Source organism: Nocardia sp. NPDC059154 (assembly GCF_042755705.1).
Classification (GTDB): Bacteria; Actinomycetota; Actinomycetes; order Mycobacteriales; family Mycobacteriaceae; genus Nocardia.
The window spans coordinates 45,453-64,589 of record NZ_JBHZCS010000039.1; the positions used below are offsets into that span (position 1 = coordinate 45,453).

Consider the following 19,137-nt stretch of genomic DNA (forward strand, 5'->3'; position numbering starts at 1 on the left):
TTTTTTTTCCTCCCCCCCCCCCCCTCACCCCTCCCCCGCCCACCCCCCCCCCACCCACCAAACACCACCCCCCCCCCTTCGCTCCCACACCCGGTCCCCCGCTTCACCGTTGTGCCGCAGGCACTATCGGCGCTGCGGTGCCGCGGGCACGGTCACCGCGCCGGGGCTCAGACGGCGACGGGCTTGTAGGTGGAGATGGCCCAGATCACCACGACGTCGAGCGCGATGATGAGCAGCGACCAGGCCGGGTAGTAGGGAATCCAGAGGAAGTTCTCCACGATGGACAGGGCCGCCAGGATCAGGGCGGCGACCCGGCCCCAGGTGGTGCCCCGGAGCAGGCCGATCGCCACCACGATCTCGATGATGCCGAGGACGATGTGGATCCAGCCCCATCCGGTGGTGTTCATCTTGTAGACGTAGTCGTAGCCGACGACCAGCAGGTCGTCCGACGCCACCGCGGAAATGCCCTGCAGGATCGACAGCGCGCCGACGACGAGCAGCAGGATGCCCGCCGCGATCGTCGTTCCGGCGGCGAAGCCCTGTTTCAGTGTGGGTTCGGGACCAGTGCTCTGTGCCATTCGCCGAATATGCCACGGGTTTGCTGGCGAATGCGGAAAGCGCTGCCGCCGTGTTGCCGTGCCCTTGCCGCCCTGGAATTCGGGCCGGTCAGGGTGTGGTCAGCGCCTGCGAGACCGCGGTGCCGAACGGCAGGTCCGCGGTGGTGTTGACCTTGGTGTAGGTGCCGCCGGTGCGCTGGGTGAGGGTCTGCAGGGTCTGGGTGCCGGGGCCGCCGACCACGATGACGTCGATCCGCACCGGATGCGCCGGATCCGTCGCGGCGGCGATCTCGGCGAGCAGCTGATCGCCGGTGACCGTGGAATCGTCCTCGGGGCCGTCGGTGATCAGCAGGATCGAATTGGTGCGGGCCGCGGCGTAGTTGGCGAGCACGTTCTTGTAGGCGGCCTGCAGCGTGGGATAGGTGCGGTCCGGCTTGGAGGTGCTCGCGGTGACCGTGCTCAGGGCCTGGCTGATGGCGGTGCGCTGATCGTCCGACAGCGGCGCGGTCGGGGTCAGGACCTTGTAGGGGTTGATCCCGTCGAGGTTCTTCGAGTATTCCCACACGCCCAGGCCGAAGCCCGGCGGCATGACGCCCATCGTGGACTCCAGTGCCGCGGCCGCATTGGCGAGGCGGGTGCCGAAGCCCTCGGTGGTGGACATGGAGGAGGAGACGTCGAGCAGCACGGTGGCCTGCACACCGAGCACCGGATGGGCGAGGATCTGGCCCACCTTGTCCAGGACCGCCTTCGCCGGGACCGGTGCGGTGGCCGGGGGTGCGGCGCCGAAACCGTTGTCGGTGAACAGCTTCGACTGGTCGGGGGCGCGCAGGAAGTCGGCGAACAGGCCCGCGATCAGATTCTGGGTCTGGTCCACCCAGGAGCCGGTGAGCTGGGCGGCCGGGTAGTCGGCGACCGGGCCCGCGCTGTCGGGGCGGAAGGCGGTCAGGCCGTTGCGGGCCCGGATCTGCTGCTCGGTGGCGGCCACCGCGTGCACGGGAGCGGTGGCCGGGTCGGCGGCCCCCGACAGGTCGGTGAGCGCGCCGGTCACGTCCTTCGCGGCGGGTGCGCCCGCGGCCAGGCCGGAGATGGCGGAGACCACCTGACCGGTGGCGACGGCCTTCTCGTCGAGGGGATCGGTGCCGGAGAAGCCCGAGCCGACCGCGGCCGCGACGGCCAGCGAGCCGTCCCCGGCGGGTATGGCCAGGCGCAGCTTGCCCCAGGTGGGCAGCCCGATATCGGCGAGGGAACCCTCTTGCAGCCGGGGCAGGTCCGACCAGTGCACCTTGGCGGTCTCGAGGGCGCGGCGCAGGTCGTCGGGGACGGCCAGGGAGATGGGGCTGACCGCGATGGGGGCCGGGGTGCCCGCGATCAGGCCCGGCACGCGCATCTGCTCGACCGAGCGGGAGGACTCCGGAATCCAGAGCGCGGGCTGCGGGCCCAGCGCCGGATCCCACGCCTTGCCGGAGGTGAAGGCCGCGACCATGGCGGCCGAGGGCTGTGCGGCCACGGCCACCTCGGCGCAGTGGTCGCGTACGTGCGGCTTGGTGGCGTTGAAGCGGTCGGCCGCGGCCTCGACCGGGGTGAGGATGTCGGGATCGACGGTCACATTCAGGGTGGCGGTGCCCTCCACGCAGGAGGCGGCGGCGCGGCTGTCGCGCTCCTTGGACCGATCCGACAGCCAGGCCCAGCCGACGACGGCCAGCGCTAGCACTGCCACCGCGACCACTGCGATAACCGGTCCCTTGCTGATCCCTCGTGACCCGCCCGCGGCGCGATGAGTTCCCACGAGCGACATCCTATGTTGACGGGTTGGTAGCCACCTGTGCCAGGCGGTTACGCGAAATCCGACCGGCCTGGACCCGGCGGGGCAGCGACGACAACGGCGGTGGCTCCGAGGGGAGCCACCGCCGAGGTGTCAGTCGCGAATCAGCTTGCCGCGGTCGTACTCGTGACCGCCCCAGACGCCGGACTGGCCGGTGCGGGCCGCGAAGTCGCCGCATTCGCGGCGGATCGGGCAGGCCGCGCAGATGGTGCGGGCGTAGTCGAAGTCCTGCGAGGGGTACGGGAACCACGCCTCGTGGTTCGGGTCGCCCTTGCAGGCCGCGCGCTGCCAGTAGTCCTTCGAGTCGGAGATGGGGAGCAGATCCGCCAGGGTCGGCTCCCGAAGTGCAGTGTTCGTCATCGGATCTCGCTCCTCTCATGTCCGATCACGCGGTGCGGGTGTTCTTCGTTCATCGAGATCGGTCCCGGTCCTGGGATTCAGGACGCCGCCAGTTCCTTCCAGACCTGACGCTGGGCCCGCTCTCTGTCATTGGGGGCTTTGGGCTCCCACAGCAGGCGCATGCCGGCCTCCTCGGGAGTCCGGTCCGCCTTGTACGTATTGCAGGGACCGCACGCGGCGATGAGGTTGGCCCAGGTATTGGGCCCACCCTTCGAGCGCGGGCGGATGTGGTCGACGGTGCGGGCCCAGTCGTTGCAGTACCCGCAGCGGTAGCGGTCGCGGCGCAGGACCGCGGCCAGGGTGGCGCGGCTGTCGTCGTCGTGCACCAGGATCCGGTGCTCGAGGTAGATGTAGCGGTGCAGCCGGATGGTCTCCGGCAGCGCCAGCTCCAGGTGCTTCGAGCGGATCGGGAAGTGCGGCCGCCGATCGGTGACGGTTTCGGCGGCGCCGCCGAGCAGCAGCACCACCGCGCGCTCGGCGCGGATCGTGGTCAGCGCCTCGTAGGAGGCGTTGAGCAGCAGCACTCCGGCGTGTATCCAGTTGTCGGTGGTTATCTCCGGGTCGTCGGCGTGACGGAACAGCATGGGGGTCACCATGTTTCGTGAAAGGGATCGAACAGAAGGAGGGAGTTGCCCGCTTACGCGTGGGCCTGGAGACGGCCGATGTTCCGGTCGTCGCCGCGCAGGCTGCGCTCGGCATGGCGCACGAGTAGTGCGCGCTGTTCGGGCGAACTCGGATACTGTTCGCTGAACCTGGGATTCATTGCCGTCTCCTCCTTTCCTGCTGGTCACGACCGTGACGGTCGGCTGATCATCGGTGAAAAACATGGTGGCACAACGGACCTGCCGTTGTCGGGTGATTTTTTCGCCCCCTGACTCCAGGTGTCCGCGTGGAGCGCGGACCTGGAGCCGTGGAGGTACAACGAAGGCCATCGGCCATTTGTTCCGGGGAGAACCGCAATTCATCGCCGGTTACCCGCCGGGGCTAGCGTGGCCGGTATCGCGACGAGCGTGGCGGGTATGACAGAGGAGCCGGCCCATGGAGATCCGACATCTGGTCTCGTTCATCACCCTCGCCGAGGAGCTGCACTTCGGGCGCGCGGCCCGGCGGCTGCATCTGACGCAGCCGAGCCTGAGCGCACAGTTGCAGAAGCTGGAGAAGTCGATCGGCGTGACGCTGGTGGCGCGGAACTCCCATGAGGTGCGGCTCACTTCGGCCGGGCGGGAGTTCGAGATACAGGCCCGGCAGATCGTGGCGCAGCTGGATCGGGCGGCACGGGCGGCGCGGGCCCTGGCGGACGGACGGGTGGGGACGGTGAATGTCGGCTACAACCTGCCCGCGAGCCGGCACGTGCTGCCGGACACGCTGGTCCGGATGACCGAGCGGTATCCCGATATCGAGGTGTCGCTGTGGGAGAAGCGGACCGGCCCGCAGCTCACCGCGCTCGCGGAGGGCGCGCTGGATGTGGCCATGGTGTACGGCCATCCGAGCACGCCGGAGTTCCGGTACCGGCGGCTGCTGCATCGGGTGCCGCTGGTGGCGGTGGTGGGCAGGCGGCATCGGTGGGCGGACCGGGTGGGGGTGCCGTTCGCCGAACTGCAGGACCAGGAGTGTGTGCTGTTCGCGCGGGAGCAGTGCCCGGCCATGTACGACAACATCTTCCGGGCGGCCGCGCACGCGCGGATCTCGCTGAATGTCACGCAGTACGCCGATGATCCCGGGGCGACCGCGCACATGGTGTCGGTGCGGCCGCTGGTGGGGTTCGCCTCGCTGCCGCGCGCCATCTCCATGGGGATGGGCGGACCGGGAAGTATGTCGGTTGCGGTGAAAATCGTGGATCCGGTGCCCACACTGGATCTGTACGCGGTCTGGCGCGGTGCGGAGACCAATCCGGCGGTGGCCGCGTTCCTGGAATGTCTGGACGGTCCGGAGCCGGCGAGCGCTGCGGACCCGGAGAGCAGTGGGGTGGTCAGTGATGACGATCGACGCCTGGGCACAGCATCCGACGGGTCGCTTTCTCGCGCGTGACATCTTCGACTCGCTGCGGCGGTGGACCGGGGATGTCATCCCGTCGGAGGAGATTCCGCTGAAGGCCACGCTGGCCGCCATGGACGCCGGCGGCGTGGATCGGGCGCTGCTGTCGGCGTGGTGCGCGCCGGAGGGGGTGCTCATCTCGAATGACGAAGTGGCCCAATGGGTTGCGGAGGCACCGGACCGGCTGATCGGGGTCGCCTCGGTGGATCTGCGGCGGCCGATGGAGTCGGTGCGGGAGCTGCGGCATCGGGTGCGGGAAGAGGGGTTCAAGGGGGTGCGGGTGCTGCCGTGGTTGTGGGAGGTGCCGCCGACCGACGCGCGGTTCTATCCGCTGTACGCGGCGTGTGTGGATCTGGGGATTCCGTTCTGCACGCAGGTCGGGCACACCGGGCCGCTGCGGCCCTCGGAGCCGGGGCGGCCGATTCCCTACATCGACCGGATCGCCCTGGATTTCCCGGAGCTGACGATCGTGTGCGGTCATGTCGGTTATCCGTGGACCGAGGAGATGATCGCGGTGGCGCGCAAGCACGAGAACGTGGTCATCGACACCTCGGCGTACACCACGAAACGGCTGCCGCCGGCGTTGGTCGCGTATCTGAAGACCACGAGCGGCCGGCGGAAGGTGCTGTTCGGCACCAACTATCCGATGATCATGCCGCAGCACGCGCTCGACGGGCTGGAACAGCTGGGCCTGGACGACGAGACGCGGGAGCTGTACCTGGAGGGGAACGCCCGGCGGGTGTTCGGACTGTGATCATTTGAGTTCCCCAGCCCGGCAACCGCCATCATCGGACCCCACTGCTCGCCCTCGGTGCCCATGAAGCTGCGCAATCCCAGTTGCCGGGACTCGCGCCGTCGACGCGGGCCGCCTCGTCGTACTCGCCGCTGATGCCGGCCAATCCGGCCCACACCACCAGCAGAATCAGTGCCGGTGTGAGGTACAGGTGGGGCGTGGCCCGGCGGATCAGGAGGCGGCGGAGCCGGGCGCGGTGCGGACCCGCCGCCGGTGCCGGGGTCGGCAGTGGCGGCGGGTCCTGTGGGGCGACAGTGACGAACACCGCTAGCCCCTTCCGGACTGGAGAGCCTGGAGACGTTCCTGGACTTCGGTGTCGGACTTGTCGTAGAGCCGGGTCGTGGGTGTCGTTTCGACAGCGCTGGCGATGATGGCCGTGTCCAGGACGTCGATCCGGGTGAAACCCGAACCGGCGATGCCGTATTGACGGCCCGTCGGTGACATGGCGTCGATGCGATAGGCCAGCGCGGGTCCGACCCACACCGGGATGCCCGCCAGCGCGGAGGCCGCGGTCATGTGGTTGTGCCCGCAGAGGATCATGCGGACGTCGGTGCTGGTGAGCACCTCGGCCAGCCGATCGGCATTGCGCAGCTTGAGGAATTCGGCGGCGGGGACGGCCGAGGGCAGCGGCGGGTGATGCAGCACCAGCAGGCTGCCCCGGGGCGCGGGCTCGCGGAGCTGGGCGGCCAGCCAGTCCAGCTGGCTGTCTTCGAGATGGCCGTGATGCTGTCCGGGCGTGGTGGAGTCCAGGCCGATGACGCGCAGCCCGGCCACCTCCAGGACCTGGTCGTAGGGTGCGGCGGCCGCCGCCGAACCGGGCTCGTGCCCGAACAGTTCGACCCCGAAAGCCGCTCGCTCGTCATGATTTCCCATCACGTAGAGCACCTGCGCGCCGAGCTCGGCCGCCACCGGCTCCACGGCCGCGCGCAGCCGCCGATACGCCTCGGGTGCGCCGGTGTCGGCCAGATCGCCGGACAGGATGAGCGCGTCGATGCGCCGCCCGCCGGTGCGGAGTTTGTCGAGGACGTGCAGCAGGACCGCATGGGTGTCGACCGCGTCGAGGACGCGCTCACCGTTCGGCCGCAGATGGGTGTCGGTGAGCTGGACCAGGGTCAGGATGTTCGCCGGGTTCATGACGTGGGCAGGAGTCCGGCGCCCTCGGCGCGGGCGGCGGTCAGGGTGGCCTGCGGATCCTTGCCCTGGAACACGACGGACTCGACGGCGTCCATCATGCCGTCGAGGATCTGCAGATAGTCGTTGCCGGGCAGGGAGACCCAGGGTTCCATGGTCGCCAGCTGCGCGACATTCGGGGCCAGCAGGGGGCTCTGCGCGGCCCAGGAGCCGAGCATGTCTGGGTCGGTCATCATCTCGGAGCGCCGCGGCAGGTAGCCGATGTTCTGGGAGATCTTCACGTAGGACTCCTGACTGGTGGGGTTTTCGATCAGCTCCCAGGCCGCACGCTGCTTGGCCGGGTCGCCGGACAGAATGTGCAGGCCCGCACCGGAATTGGTGGGACTGCCGGTTTGTCGTCGAAGCGAGGCATGGGTGCCGAGCGCAGGTCGAGGCTCACCTCGCGCATCGCGTACTCGGCGCCGAATCGTTTCGACACCGCGTCGATCTGCAGCCGGGCCACTCGCTCTCCTTTCTCCGGGACCGCATGGGTTTTCGCCGGGACCGCACGGGCTTTCGCCGAGGTCGTGCGATGTCCTGCGCCCAGTCTCGGTGCGGTGGCGCCTGGTATGGCGCGGCGATCGGCACTGCCTATCGGTCGAATCGAGCAGCGCGCGCGACCGCACGACTGCCCGAGCGCTCCGACACGGTGAGCTCGACGCCCGGCGATCGGCGGGCGATCTCGGAAATCCCCTCGAGAGAAACAGGCAGACCTCGAGGATGAGGAAAACCGCTGCGGCATCCGTGCTGCTCACCGCGTCGCTGAGCCTCGGTGCGACCGTCTCGAACTGGTCTGCTCTCCGAAAGGCCAACCGCCTTGCCGTCGGTGACCGTGCGGGCACCTCGGCGTTCCTCGCCGAAAAATCTTGTGGGGCAACAGGATAAGTAGTATCGCCGGGTTGCGCCGGTGCCCACCGGGGATTATCGGGGCTCTTTCGCGATATCCAACTGTGTCGCACTCGCTGTGCGAATTGCACGGCGTGGCTTCGGCCGTGATGGTGGCTCGAGGAACCGGGGTGAGGCAGACCCAAGAACCTTGGGCTGGTGCGCGTTTGAAACGTGGACTACTCAAAGTAGAACCCCTGATCTTGCTCCGGCATTCGCTGTGATGTGACTGGCCTCAGGGGGATGGGAGAGGTTGTGCGGTTGCTCGGCCCTTGGTCGGATTCGGTGGATGTCGCCGCGTATGGGGGTGGGAAGGCGCGGGGGTTGTACGCGCTGGGGGAGGTGGGGGTGCGGGTGCCCGAGTGGGTGGCGCTCGGTACGGAGGTGTTCGATGGGTTCGCGAGCGCGGCGGGCCTGACCGGGGAATTGGAGGGGTTCGCGGCGCTCGGGGAGGTCGAGTCCGCGGTGGCTCGGGCCGCCGAGCTGCGCGGGGCGCTGGCGGCCGCGGAGGTGTCCGAGGCGGCGGTGGCGGTGATCGGCGAGGCCTGGGAGCGGCTCGGGCCGGAGCCCATCGCGGTGCGGTCGTCCATGTCGGCCGAGGACGGGGCGCAGGCTTCGTTCGCCGGGCAGTTCGACAGCCACCTGAACGTGCACGGTCTCGAAGCGGTGATCGCCCGGGTGCGGGACTGCTGGGTGTCGGCGTTCTCCGAGCGTGCGGTGCGATATACGTTCGCGCACGGCCTGTCTCGCGCCTACGCGCCCGCGGTGGTGTTACAGCGATTGATCTCGGCGCGATCCAGTGGCGTGGTGTTCACGCGGAATCCGATGACCGGCGCGGACGACGAGCTGGTGATCAGCGCCGTCTACGGGCTGGGGGAGGGTCTGGTGTCCGGCGCGGTCGACGCCGACTCGATGATCCTGGACCGGGACACCGGTGTCCTGCTCGATATCGCACTGGGGGACAAGGATATTCGCTTCGAACCGGGCGACGGGCAGGGCTGCGCGACGGTCGAGGTCGAGGCCGGTCGACGCGGCGCGCGGGTGCTGACCGACGTCGAGACCGCCGAGCTCGCCGAGATCGCCCGGAAGGTCGAAATATCCTGTGGCGCACCGCAGGACATCGAATGGGCCATCGACGACACCGGCGTGTGGCTGCTGCAGACCCGGCCGATCACCGCGACCGCGTCGACGCTGTCCGCGCGCGAGGTCGAGCTGCGTGGCGCGGGCGAGCGGGTGGGTCCCGGTGAGACGCGAATCTGGGACAACTCCAACATCATCGAGAGCTTCAGCGGCGTCACCTCACCGCTGACCTACACCACCGCCGCCGATATCTACGGCCGCGTGTACCGCGGCTACGCGGCCTCCCTGGGAGTACCGCCCGAGCAGCTGCGGCAGACCGATGCGTGGACTCCCGTGCTGCTGGGCAGCTTTCACGGCCGGGTCTACTACAACCTGCTGCACTGGTACCGCATGGTCGGCATCGCGCCCGGCTACCCGCTCAACCGCCGGGTGCTCGAGGCCGCCCTCGGCGTGGCCGAACCGCTGCCGGCGGATATCGCGAAGACGCTGCGCCCCTTCGAGTTCGACAGCACGTCCGCCCGGCTGCGCTCGCGCGCGCTCACCACGGTGATCTACGCCCGTCGCCTGTTCGGCATCGACGACCTGGTCGAACAGTTCATGACCGACTTCTACCGCGTCTACGACGAGTACGACGCCGTGGACTACACCGCGCTGACCGGCGAACAGGCCTACCGCTCCTATCGCACGGTGGAGGGCGACCTGGTGCGGCGGTGGGGCCCGCTCATGGTGCTCGACGCCATCCTGCTCACCCTTTCGGGCCTGATGTTCCTGCTGACCAAGCTGTTCCTGCCCAAGGCGCCGGAATGGTTCCTGTACGCCGTGGTCGGCCCGGGCGCGGATGTCGAATCCGCCGAGCCGGCCCGCGCCATGACCGAACTCGCCCGGGTCGTGCGCGCTGATCCGGAACTGAACGACATCATCAATTCGACTGCGCCGGAGGCGATTCACGAAGCGCTGCGGGCCGCCGGGCGCACCGAGTTCCTCGCCGCCCTCGACGACTATCTGGACCGCTACGGCTACCGCAGCCTCGACGAGCTGAAGCTGGAAACACCGGATCTGCGGGAGAATCCGGCGAATCTGTTCGTCATGCTGCGCAGTGCGGTCGGCCGGGTCGGCGACACCGTGACCGCGAACCGCGCCGGCGAGGCCGACGCCTACCTGGACGAGCACCTCGGCCACGGCGTCCGGCGGCGCGTCTACGAACGCCTGCGCGCCAAGGTCTCCCGCTGTGCCGCGCACCGTGAGCGGCTGCGCTTCTGCCGCACCCGCGCGTTCGGCATGGTCAAGCGCATGATCCGGGTGATGGGCCGGGATCTGGCGGCGCGCGGCGTGATCGACGAGTTCGAGGACGTGTTCCAGCTGACCGTCGAGGAACTGCGCGGCTGCTACGAGGGCGCGGACACCGACCGTCTGCGCGAAATGGTGACGGTGCGGAAGTCGCTGCGCGCCAAGGATTCCACGCTGGTGGCCCCGGCCCGCTTCCGCACTGTCGGACCGCGGCTGGGCAATGCCGAACTGGCCGAGCAGGGCTGGGTGCCGGTCACCGCGACGGCCGCGGCCACTCCCGGCACGGTGCTTACCGGAACCCCGTCGGCGGCGGGCATTGTCGAGGGCGCCGCGGTGATCGTGGACGAACCCCGCGACGTGGCCGGCGGCATCCTCATCGCCTACCGCACCGATCCGGGCTGGGTGGCGGCCCTGCCCTCGGCGTCGGCACTGGTCATCGAACGCGGCAGCCCGCTCACCCACGTGGCCATCGTGGCACGCGAGCTGGGCGTGCCAACCGTGGTGCAGCTGCCCGGCATCACCCGCCAACTGCGCAGCGGCATGCGTATTCGAGTCGATGGGGCCGCCGGCACCGTCACCGTGCTTCCCGAAGGAGACCAGTGATCGACCACGTGAACGACGAAGCGACCGTGCGCAGGTGGCTGATCGAGCCATCGGCCGGCACCGGGCTGTATCTGGCCGACGAGGCCGACGGATGGGAGTACCGCAGCTATCGGGAGCTGGCCGACCAGGTGTGGTCGATCGCGGACCTGCTGCGGGCCGCGGGACTCGGCAGCGGTGACGGCGCGTGCGTGATCATGCCGACCGGATTCCCCTGTGTGGCGGCCTTCTACGCGGTGTGGGCGTGCGGCGGGGTGTTCACCCCGGTCGCGCCGCCCATGTTCGGCGACCTGGAGCAGATCGTCGCGCACATCGCGGGCATCGTCGAGCAGGCCGCGCCCCACGTGGTGGTCACCTCCCCGGAGTTCGAGACCTTCGTGCGCAGTGCCTGCCTCGCGGCCGGTCGCACCGACGAACCGGTGGTCGTCCACGCCGCGGCGCTGCCCGCCGCCCCCGCGACGCGCGAGCTCGCCGACGTGTCGGAAGTGGCACTGCTGCAGTTCACCTCGGGTTCCTCGGGCGCACCTCGCGGCGTGCGGGTGAGCTGGCACAACCTGGCCAACAACATCGCCATGATCACCCGCCTCATCGACTGGCAGCCGGGCGAGACCATGGTGTCCTGGCTGCCGCTGTATCACGATATGGGCCTGGTCGGCGCGTTCCTGCAGGGAGTCACCAACCAGGCCGACCTGTACCTCATGCGCCCCGACCAGTTCGTGCGCGACCCGCTGCGCTGGCTGCGCGCCATGACCCACGCCCAGCACGCGCCGTCGCCGTCGTTCGCGCTCGGCTATGTGGCGCACCGGGTCCGGCCCGAGGAGATCGCCGGCCTGGATCTGTCGGGCTGGCGGACGCTGGCCATCGGGTCCGAACCGGTCGAGGTGGCCGATCTGCAGGCCTTCGCGGATCTGACCGGCCCGCAAGGCTTCTCGATGGGCGCCTTCACCCTCGCCTACGGGCTGGCCGAGGCGACCCTGATGGTGACCTCCTCGCCCACCCGGCGGCCCATCACCGCGCTGCGGCTGGACAATCCGAATCTGCGCTTCGGAGAGCGGGTTCCGCTGCTCGAGGAGGCGATGCTCGACGACACCCACCGGGTGGCGGGCGCGGGCTGGATCACCGGGCTCGGCTTCTCCACCCCCGAATCCATCGTGACCGTGGTCGACGACGAGGGCCGGGAACTGCCCGACGGCGTCCTGGGTGAGATGGTGGTGACCGGGGACTCGGTGGCGCTGGGCTACTCCGGGGAGGCGAGCGCGACCGCGTCCACCCGCCTGGAGAACGGCCGCCTGTACTCGGGGGACGCCGGATTCCTCTACCGCGGCGAGGTTTTCGTCCTCGGCCGCATGGGCACCAGCATCAAGGTGCGCGGCCGCTCGGTGTTCATGGAGGACATCGAATCCCGGGTCGCCCAGGAAACCGGGCTCACCAAGGGCAAGCTCGCCGCCGTCGGCCTCGTCGAGGCCGGACTCCAGGGTGTCGCGCTGTTCGCCGAGACCGCGCCCGGCGACTGGATTCCGCAGGCCCGCGACCTCATTCGCGGCCACCTCGGACCCGCCCAGACCGTGCACATCGTCACCGGACCGCGCGGCCTCATCCGCCGCACCTCCAGCGGCAAACCCCGCCGCCGCCACATGTGGCAGCTGCTGCGGGACGGCGCCCTCGAGGGCGCGGTATTGCACGAGGCGGATACCGCTGCGGGGCAACCCACTTCCCTCGAGCCGGAAGGGGCCGCGGTCGACAAGTTGCAGCCGCCTTGGGTCGCGCAGGCCAGCGACGCCTCGGAAGGAGAATCCGAGGCTGTGGCGCGCCCGGCACACGCCATGCCACGACCCGGCCTGCCCCTGGACAGGCTGCGGCAGCTCCTGGACGGCGCGCTGCGGTCGGTCGCCGTTCCCGAGGACGCCGCTGTCCTGTTCGAGGGCTCGCTGGCAGAGGGTTTCGGCAATGCGGGCTCGGACATCGACTTCCTGGTGGTGGCCCCCGGCGCGGACGAGCTGCCGACCCTGCCGACCGTCCTGTTCCTCGACGGCCGCCGCGTCGAGGTCCGCACCCGCTCGGTGGCCCAGCTGCGCCGGCAACTCGAGCGGGCCGCCACCGACCCGGACGAGGACGGCCTCAACCGATGCCAGCGTTTCCTGCGTGCCACGGTCATCCGGCCCGGCACGGTCGATCTGGACCAGCTGCGCGGAATCCTCACCCACGACGCCTTCACCACCCTCGTCGCCGACTGGTGGGCCACCCGTGCCCGCCACGCCCTGGGCTACGCCATCGCCCTGCGCGCCTTCGGCGCCCACACCGAAGCCGAGGCCTGGGCCGAGGACGGCCTCCGGCAAGCCATGAAGGCCTGGCTCGCCCGCCGCGGCGAAACCTACCTCGAAACCAAATGGCTGCCACAGCAACTCGATCGCACCGCCCCCGACGAGCTGATCGACCGCTACCGCGAGCTGACCGGCGCCGCCGACCGGGGCGACGCGAGTAGCGAGGGCGATTCCGGGCGGCTCACGCCGCTCGAATCGACTGAATCATCGGATTCCGGTGGGGAGATCGCTCGGACGATCCCCACCACTGCCGACGCGGTGTCTCGGGAGCGGGGAGGTGCGCGGTGGGCTGCCACGGTGGCCCTGGCCGCAGAGCTCGGGGTGGCGGGCGTCGCGGACGACCCGCACGAGCTGATCTTCACGCGGCGTCCCGCCGTGACCACCTGGCCGCTGGCTGGGCGTCTGCACGTGCTGCGTTCCGACAGTGAGGTTTTCGTGCTGTCCGAGGCGGGAGCCCAGGCGTGGCGGTCGGTGGTGTTCCGGCAGTCGATCCGGGATGTCATGGCGCGCGCTCCGCGCGATATCGGGGCGGAGCTGGCGGAGTTCGTCCGGCTGGGGTTCGTCGGGTTGCAGCGGCGGGGCGGAGAGGTGCTCGAACCGGCCCTGGCCATGTGCAAACCGGTGCAGGCGTACACGCCGGTGGCCGTGGTGGCGACGCCCGCGCTGGGACTCACCGGTGCGGCGCGCGGGGAGGGAATCGCGACGCTGTCGGCGCTGCCTGCCCGGCGGTTCATCGGGGCCGGTCTGAATCTGGTGTGGTCCAACGTGGTGCTGGAGAACGCCCGCGAGGATCTGGTGGGCGCGGTCAAGGACGCGCAGGGCGAGGTCGCCGATATCGCCGCGCACCGGCTCATCGCCATGACTGTGCGAGTGCTGTTGAGCGCGTTCGGCATTCACCCGCTGCCCGCCGATGTGGATCCGGTCGGCACGGTCGCCGGGCTGCTGCCCGCGTACGCCCCCGAGCGGGACAGGCTGATCGCGGCACTGGAATCGGCTGCGCGCGTGCGGTTCTCGCGCACCCTGCGAAACGGCGGCGACGCGCTGAACGATCTTGCCCGTATCGACGCCGTCGTCGCCACGGTGCGGCGCCTGGCCGCGGATACCGGTGCGGGCCGGGACTTCCCGGCCTCCTTCGATTCCCGCGAGCAGTGGCAGCGCACCCTCACCCTCGGCTACGACTGGCTGCGGCTGGCCGGGTATCTCGACGCCGACCTGCCCCTGGACGAGGCCCGCGACCTGCTGGCCAGCGGCGGCCAGCAGCCCCACCTGCGAGAGAGCGAGCAGTCATGACCACCGAAGCCACTGTCGCCGAACGCGTCCGGCACATCATCGCCACCATGGCCCCGAGGCCCGCCGAACTCGACGTTGCCACCGACGCGCGAGAACGGACTGACGAGCTGCGCCTGATCGAGGACCTCGGCTTCGACTCGCTGCGGCTCATGGAATTGACCGTCGTGCTCGAACAGAGCTTCGCGCTGCCGCGCTACCGGCCCGAACAGCTGATGGGGGTGCTGCGCGTCGGCCAGGTCGTCGATCTGGTCACCCGCACCCTGGAGGTGAGCGCATGAGCGAACGGAACACCGTCCTGCTCACCGGCGCGAGCGGACTGGTCGGATCGGAAGTCGCCGCCCGGCTCAGCGCCGCCGGCCGCCCGGTAGCCGCCGTGCTGCACAGCAATTCGGACATCCGCCGCAATGACGGCAGCGGGTACGAGCCGGACCTGCGGATCACCGGCGACATCCGGCGGCCGGTCTTCGGGCTGGACCCCGCGACGGCCGCCGATCTCGCCGGCCGGGTGGGCATGATCGTGCACTGCGCCGCCACCACCGCCTTCGACGCCACCGCCGAGACCTACGACGAGCTCAACGTGGGCGGCGCGGAGCACGCCGTCGCGCTGGCCCTTGCCTGGGACGTGCCGGTGCTGCACGTCAGCACCGCCTACGTGTGCGGTCTGCGGCACGGCGTCATCCGCGAGGACGAACTGGACGCGGGCCAATCCTTCGGAAACGGCTACGAGCAGAGCAAATTGCGGGCCGAACAGGTGATCCGGGCGGCCGGGGAACGCGGTCTGCGATGGGCGGTGGTGCGTCCGGGCATCGTCACCGGCGCGCTGGGCGGCGGCGTGATCCGCGAGTACAAGAACCTCTACACCGTGGTGAAACTCATGGTCGAGGGCAAGCTGCGCACCCTGCCGGGCCGTTACGACGCCACGCTCGCCCTGGCCCCGGTCGACCACGTCGCCGATGTGATCGCCGCTGCGGTCACCGATTTCGACAGCGTCGCCGGATCCACCCTGCACGCGGTGGGCCGGGACACGCTGTCACTGCGCGAGGTCTCCGACGTGCTGGCCGAGTATCCGTCCTTCGACGTCGCGACCTTCGTGCCGGAATCCTCCTTCCACGCCGGGGATCTCGACCCGATCGAGCGCGAGTACTACCTGCGCATCGGCGCGCTCTACACCAGCTACTTCCAGCGCCGGCTGTCCTTCGACACCAGCAACGCGGACCGCCTGCTGGACCGGCTCCCACCGCAGACCGGAAAGGACTACCTGCGGGCATTGCTGGATCACTGCCTGGAGTCCGGCTACCTGGGCGCGCCGCTGCCGTCCATCGCGGAAACCCTGGCGCGCACCGGAATCGGCGCATCGGCACCGGGAGCGGGGGTCCGGTCGTGACCGACGACGCCCTGCGCACCCTGCTCGCCGACGCGACTCCGTCGAAGGAGAAGGTCGACGCCTACCTCACCGACACCTATGTGCTCGAGACCGTCGAGCAGGCACAGCGGCTCGGTATCGACGTCGCCGCCTTCGCCCGCGAGCACTCGCTGCTGCTGCTGAAACCGGACGCCATCGTGGCCCGGGCCGTCGAACCGACCCTGACCTGGCTGGCGGACAACGACTTCCAGGTGGTGGATGCCCGCCGCGTGGTGGTGGATCGGCATGTGGCCCGCGCCCTGTGGTACTTCGCCTGGAACATCGCCTCCCCGGAACGGCGGCGCCTGGCCGACCTGCTGGTGGGGATCTCCGATGTCCTGGTGCTCGTGGTCCGCGGCCCGGTCGCCGACCTGCCGACACCGGTGCGCCTCACCGCCGCCAAGGGCGCGACCGACCCCCGCAAACGGCAGCCCGGTGAACTGCGCTACCTGCTCGGCCGTCACAACTACCTGCTCAATCTCGTCCATTCCCCCGACGATCCCGCCGACGTGCTGCGCGAACTCGCCATCTACTTCGACGAGACCACCCGGGCCCAGGTGTTCGCCCATGCGCTCGAGGGGCGCGACCGCACCGACGCGGCCGCCGCGCTGGCCCGCGACCTCTACGACCGGGCCCCCGCCCGCAGCTTCGAGCGCGCCGACGCCATCGCCCGGCTGTGCACCGAACTGGGTTCGGCCGCAATGAAATCCCTGGACGATCGGATCTCCGCGGCCGAACCCGGCTCCCCGGCCGCCCAGGCCGCGCTGCTGGAGGTGGCGTGGTCCAGTGGCCGCGCGCTCGACCCCTGGTCGCTCATCGTGCTGGGTTCCTACGTCCTACCCATGCGCGCCGGGACCGGGTCGCAGACCCTGCGCCCGGTCAGCGCGACCGATTGGCTGGAGGCCAGACCATGACGACGACACAGCCACCCAGAACCGTCCACCCGCTCACCCGCGCCGCCGCCGTGCGCGCCACCCACCTGCGCACCATCCCGCGCGCGCTCGCGCACCGGCGCGCGGTCGCGGAGGTCTTCGTGACCTCGCTGGAGGCCGAAACCTCCGGCGCCTACGTGGCTGGGGCCCAATTGCCACGCATGCACGGCCATTACGGCGATCACGCCGGCGCGCTGGGCCTGCACCACGACCTGATCGCGGTCATGGAGGCCGCCCGGCAAGCCTCCATCGCCGTGACCCACGAGTTCTTCGACGTGCCCACCGACCGGGCCTTCCTGGTGCGCACCTTCAACGGCACCGGCATCGACGGCGCGATCTGGGAGATCGGTTCCGCGCCCGCCGATCTCGAACTGCGGGTGCGGGCGCTGCGCGAACACCATCGGGGTGAGCGGCTGCAGGGCCTGGACCTGGTCCTCGACATCAGCTGCCGGGGAGTTCCGATGGGTACCGTGGACGGCTCCTTCTCCTGGGTGGATCCGCGGCAGTGGGCCGCCATCCGCGCGGGCTACCGGAAACAGCTGGGCCTGGGGCCCTTCGAGATTCCCGCCTCGCCGGGCACGCGGGCCGCCGCGGCGCTGGTCGGCCGGGAGAACCCCCGCAATGTGGTGATCGGGCCGCCGGAGTCCACCCCGGGCCGGTCCCGTGCCGCGCTGGTCGCCGACACCACCCATCCGATCCTGTTCGACCATCAGCTCGACCACGTGCCCGGCAACCTCCTCATCGAGGCCTGCCGACAGGTCGCGCTCACCACCATGGGCCCGCAGCCCCGCCGATTGATCAGCGTGACAAGCGCTTTCGACCAGTTCGTGGAACTCGACCTGCCCGCCGTGTGCGTAGCCGAGCGCACCGACTCCGGGGTGGACGCCACCGTCGTGCACTGCGAGATCCGCCAGGCCGGCGCCGTGGCGGCGCGGATCGACCTCGAATTCGCGGGAGACCTGGCACCGGCGGAGGACGGCGACTGATGGACACCGATCTGCTGACCGGCACCCGCGCGGTCCGCAAACGCCTCGACCTGCAGCGGCCCGTCGACGACCGCGACCTGCGGGAGTGCCTGGAGATCGCGGTGCACGCGCCCAGCGGCTCGAACCGGCAGCCGTGGCGGTTCGTGATGGTGCGCGACCCCGGACTCAAATCCCGGATCGGCGAGTACTACCGGAAGGGGTTCGCCGCCAACCTCTCCGGCCGCACACCCCGGCCGGATCAGCTGGCCGATCTGGCCTCGGGGCAGCACCTGGCCGACCACCTGGGCGAGGTGCCCGCGCTGATCGTGGTGTGCGCGCTGGGCCGCCCGCCCGCCGAACCCTCGGCGCTGCGGCTGGCCAGCTTCTACGGGTCGATCTATCCGGCGGTGTGGAATCTCCAGCTGGCCTTGCGCGCCCGCGGGCTCGGATCGACGCTGACCACGGCGCATCTGGCCTACGAGCGCGAAGTCGCCGAGCTGCTGGGCATTCCGTTCGAGGAGGTCACCCAGGTGGCCATGCTGCCGGTCGCGCACCTGCTGCCGGGCGGCGGTAAACCCGTGCGCCGCACACCCGCCGCGGAACTTACCGGCTGGGACGGCTGGCCGACGCCGGGGGAGGTGGCGGCGCCGTGACCGATCTCGCCGAAAGCCCGTCCCGCACCGGCCTACTCACCTCGGTGGGCCGGATCGCACGGTTCACCAAGGTGATGTACAAGCCGCACTACCTGCTGTACGGCATCCTCTGGGTGCTGGCCCTCGAAGGGACGGCGGCACTGCTGACGCAGCCGGGCGTCGCCTGGCATCCGACCGGCGCGACCGCGGCCCGCATCGGCATCGTCGCGATCGTGCTGCTGTACCTGCGCATGGTCGACGAGCAGAAGGACCTGGAGTACGACCGGGTGCACAATCCGGACCGGCCCCTGGTCACCGGAGCGGTGAGTGCGCTCGAATTGCGCAGTGCCATGGGGGTGATCGCGGTGGTATCCATCGCGGGCAGCCTCGCCTTGTCGGTGCGCTCGGCGGTGGCCATCGCGGCGGTGCTCGCCTACGGCCTGATTCTCTGGGCGCTGGAACAGCTTTCGGAGACGGTGCGCACCGACATCATGCTCAACCTCGTGGTCACCTATCCGGTGCAGCTGCTGGTGACCGCGTATGTCGTGCTGTCGGCCATCGACACCGGCGAGGCGGCGGCCCACGGCCGGGTCGCGGTGGTGGCGCTCGTGTTCGCCGGAGCCTTCCTGCAATTCGAGTTCGCCCGCAAGACCTCGCGCAGCGTGCGGCCGGGGGAGATGTACTACTCGAACGCGCTCGGTGCGCTCGGTAGCGCCGGGGCGTCGGTACTGTGCGCACTGGCGGCGGCGGTGGGTGAGATCGCCGTCGCGAAGCCGTGGGAGTGGCACGGCGCGGCCACCGCCCTCGGCTGGATTCCTCTGGCGCTCACGCTGATCCCGGCGGTCGGAGCATGGCGGTTCGTGCGGTCGCGGGACGACGAGTACCCGGTGCTGCCCGCCGTCCTGTTCATCCTCACCCTGTACCTGACGCTGATCGCGCAGGCGGCGGCGGCCACCCGCGGCTGACCG

General features: G+C 70.2%; 19 protein-coding genes. 10 read left to right on the forward strand and 9 right to left on the reverse strand.

Going from position 1 to position 19,137, the window contains the following annotated elements:
• Positions 1-167 precede the first annotated feature (167 nt).
• From ACFXN1_RS29960 to ACFXN1_RS29980, 5 genes are all read right to left on the reverse strand, one after another.
• On the reverse strand, positions 168-578 hold the full coding sequence (locus ACFXN1_RS29960) for a hypothetical protein (RefSeq protein ID WP_379443849.1): 411 nt from the start codon (positions 576-578) through the stop codon (positions 168-170).
• A gap of 88 nt (positions 579-666) precedes the next feature.
• The gene (locus ACFXN1_RS29965) at positions 667-2,343 is read right to left on the reverse strand and encodes a VWA domain-containing protein (RefSeq protein WP_379443851.1); all 1,677 of its coding nucleotides are present in this window, start codon (positions 2,341-2,343) and stop codon (positions 667-669) included.
• Between the two features lie 129 nt (positions 2,344-2,472).
• Positions 2,473-2,739: a WhiB family transcriptional regulator gene (locus ACFXN1_RS29970; protein ID WP_354831710.1), complete on the reverse strand. Its 267-nt coding sequence runs from the start codon at positions 2,737-2,739 to the stop codon at positions 2,473-2,475.
• Positions 2,740-2,816: 77 nt separating this feature from the next.
• Positions 2,817-3,362: an HNH endonuclease gene (locus ACFXN1_RS29975; RefSeq protein ID WP_364617813.1), complete on the reverse strand. Its 546-nt coding sequence runs from the start codon at positions 3,360-3,362 to the stop codon at positions 2,817-2,819.
• Between the two features lie 53 nt (positions 3,363-3,415).
• On the reverse strand, positions 3,416-3,541 hold the full coding sequence (locus tag ACFXN1_RS29980) for a hypothetical protein (RefSeq protein WP_379386308.1): 126 nt from the start codon (positions 3,539-3,541) through the stop codon (positions 3,416-3,418).
• A gap of 275 nt (positions 3,542-3,816) precedes the next feature.
• Between ACFXN1_RS29980 and ACFXN1_RS29985 the strand changes: the two genes are divergently transcribed.
• Together ACFXN1_RS29985 and ACFXN1_RS29990 are read left to right on the forward strand one after the other, a co-directional pair.
• Positions 3,817-4,806: a LysR family transcriptional regulator gene (locus ACFXN1_RS29985; protein ID WP_379443852.1), complete on the forward strand. Its 990-nt coding sequence runs from the start codon at positions 3,817-3,819 to the stop codon at positions 4,804-4,806.
• Entirely contained in the window at positions 4,754-5,566 is an 813-nt protein-coding gene (locus ACFXN1_RS29990; RefSeq protein ID WP_379443854.1) for an amidohydrolase family protein, read from the forward strand. Before ACFXN1_RS29985 ends, ACFXN1_RS29990 begins: the two co-directional genes overlap by 53 nt.
• A gap of 31 nt (positions 5,567-5,597) precedes the next feature.
• Here ACFXN1_RS29990 and ACFXN1_RS29995 read toward each other — a convergent pair whose 3' ends face one another.
• Genes ACFXN1_RS29995 through ACFXN1_RS30010 form a run of 4 tightly spaced genes read right to left on the reverse strand, consistent with a single transcriptional unit; the run spans position 5,598 to position 7,238 of the window.
• The gene (locus ACFXN1_RS29995; protein ID WP_379443856.1) at positions 5,598-5,870 is read right to left on the reverse strand and encodes a hypothetical protein; all 273 of its coding nucleotides are present in this window, start codon (positions 5,868-5,870) and stop codon (positions 5,598-5,600) included.
• A gap of 2 nt (positions 5,871-5,872) precedes the next feature.
• Positions 5,873-6,739: a metallophosphoesterase gene (locus ACFXN1_RS30000; protein ID WP_379443857.1), complete on the reverse strand. Its 867-nt coding sequence runs from the start codon at positions 6,737-6,739 to the stop codon at positions 5,873-5,875.
• The gene (locus ACFXN1_RS30005) at positions 6,736-7,017 is read right to left on the reverse strand and encodes a hypothetical protein (RefSeq protein WP_379443859.1); all 282 of its coding nucleotides are present in this window, start codon (positions 7,015-7,017) and stop codon (positions 6,736-6,738) included. The genes ACFXN1_RS30000 and ACFXN1_RS30005 overlap by 4 nt, the downstream gene beginning before the upstream one ends.
• A gap of 29 nt (positions 7,018-7,046) precedes the next feature.
• Positions 7,047-7,238: a hypothetical protein gene (locus ACFXN1_RS30010; RefSeq protein WP_379443860.1), complete on the reverse strand. Its 192-nt coding sequence runs from the start codon at positions 7,236-7,238 to the stop codon at positions 7,047-7,049.
• Between the two features lie 665 nt (positions 7,239-7,903).
• Between ACFXN1_RS30010 and ACFXN1_RS30015 the strand changes: the two genes are divergently transcribed.
• The 8 genes from ACFXN1_RS30015 to ACFXN1_RS30050 are packed head-to-tail and all read left to right on the forward strand — an operon-like array spanning position 7,904 to position 19,134.
• Positions 7,904-10,630 (forward strand): phosphoenolpyruvate synthase, encoded by a 2,727-nt coding sequence (locus ACFXN1_RS30015; protein ID WP_379443862.1) that lies wholly within the window; start codon positions 7,904-7,906, stop codon positions 10,628-10,630.
• A complete protein-coding gene (locus tag ACFXN1_RS30020) occupies positions 10,627-14,238 on the forward strand; it encodes an AMP-binding protein (protein ID WP_379443864.1) in 3,612 nt (1,203 codons plus the stop codon). Before ACFXN1_RS30015 ends, ACFXN1_RS30020 begins: the two co-directional genes overlap by 4 nt.
• Positions 14,235-14,516 carry a phosphopantetheine-binding protein gene (locus ACFXN1_RS30025; RefSeq protein WP_379443866.1) on the forward strand — a complete coding sequence of 94 codons (282 nt, stop codon included), beginning with the start codon at positions 14,235-14,237 and terminating at the stop codon, positions 14,514-14,516. The genes ACFXN1_RS30020 and ACFXN1_RS30025 overlap by 4 nt, the downstream gene beginning before the upstream one ends.
• Positions 14,513-15,622, forward strand: a complete 1,110-nt coding sequence (locus ACFXN1_RS30030; RefSeq protein ID WP_379443868.1) for an SDR family oxidoreductase — start codon at positions 14,513-14,515, stop codon at positions 15,620-15,622. The genes ACFXN1_RS30025 and ACFXN1_RS30030 overlap by 4 nt, the downstream gene beginning before the upstream one ends.
• On the forward strand, positions 15,619-16,554 hold the full coding sequence (locus ACFXN1_RS30035) for a nucleoside-diphosphate kinase (protein WP_379443869.1): 936 nt from the start codon (positions 15,619-15,621) through the stop codon (positions 16,552-16,554). Before ACFXN1_RS30030 ends, ACFXN1_RS30035 begins: the two co-directional genes overlap by 4 nt.
• Positions 16,551-17,558 (forward strand): ScbA/BarX family gamma-butyrolactone biosynthesis protein, encoded by a 1,008-nt coding sequence (locus ACFXN1_RS30040; RefSeq protein ID WP_379443871.1) that lies wholly within the window; start codon positions 16,551-16,553, stop codon positions 17,556-17,558. The genes ACFXN1_RS30035 and ACFXN1_RS30040 overlap by 4 nt, the downstream gene beginning before the upstream one ends.
• On the forward strand, positions 17,558-18,190 hold the full coding sequence (locus ACFXN1_RS30045) for a nitroreductase family protein (RefSeq protein ID WP_379443873.1): 633 nt from the start codon (positions 17,558-17,560) through the stop codon (positions 18,188-18,190). Before ACFXN1_RS30040 ends, ACFXN1_RS30045 begins: the two co-directional genes overlap by 1 nt.
• Positions 18,187-19,134, forward strand: a complete 948-nt coding sequence (locus ACFXN1_RS30050) for a hypothetical protein (protein ID WP_379443875.1) — start codon at positions 18,187-18,189, stop codon at positions 19,132-19,134. The genes ACFXN1_RS30045 and ACFXN1_RS30050 overlap by 4 nt, the downstream gene beginning before the upstream one ends.
• Positions 19,135-19,137 lie beyond the last annotated feature (3 nt).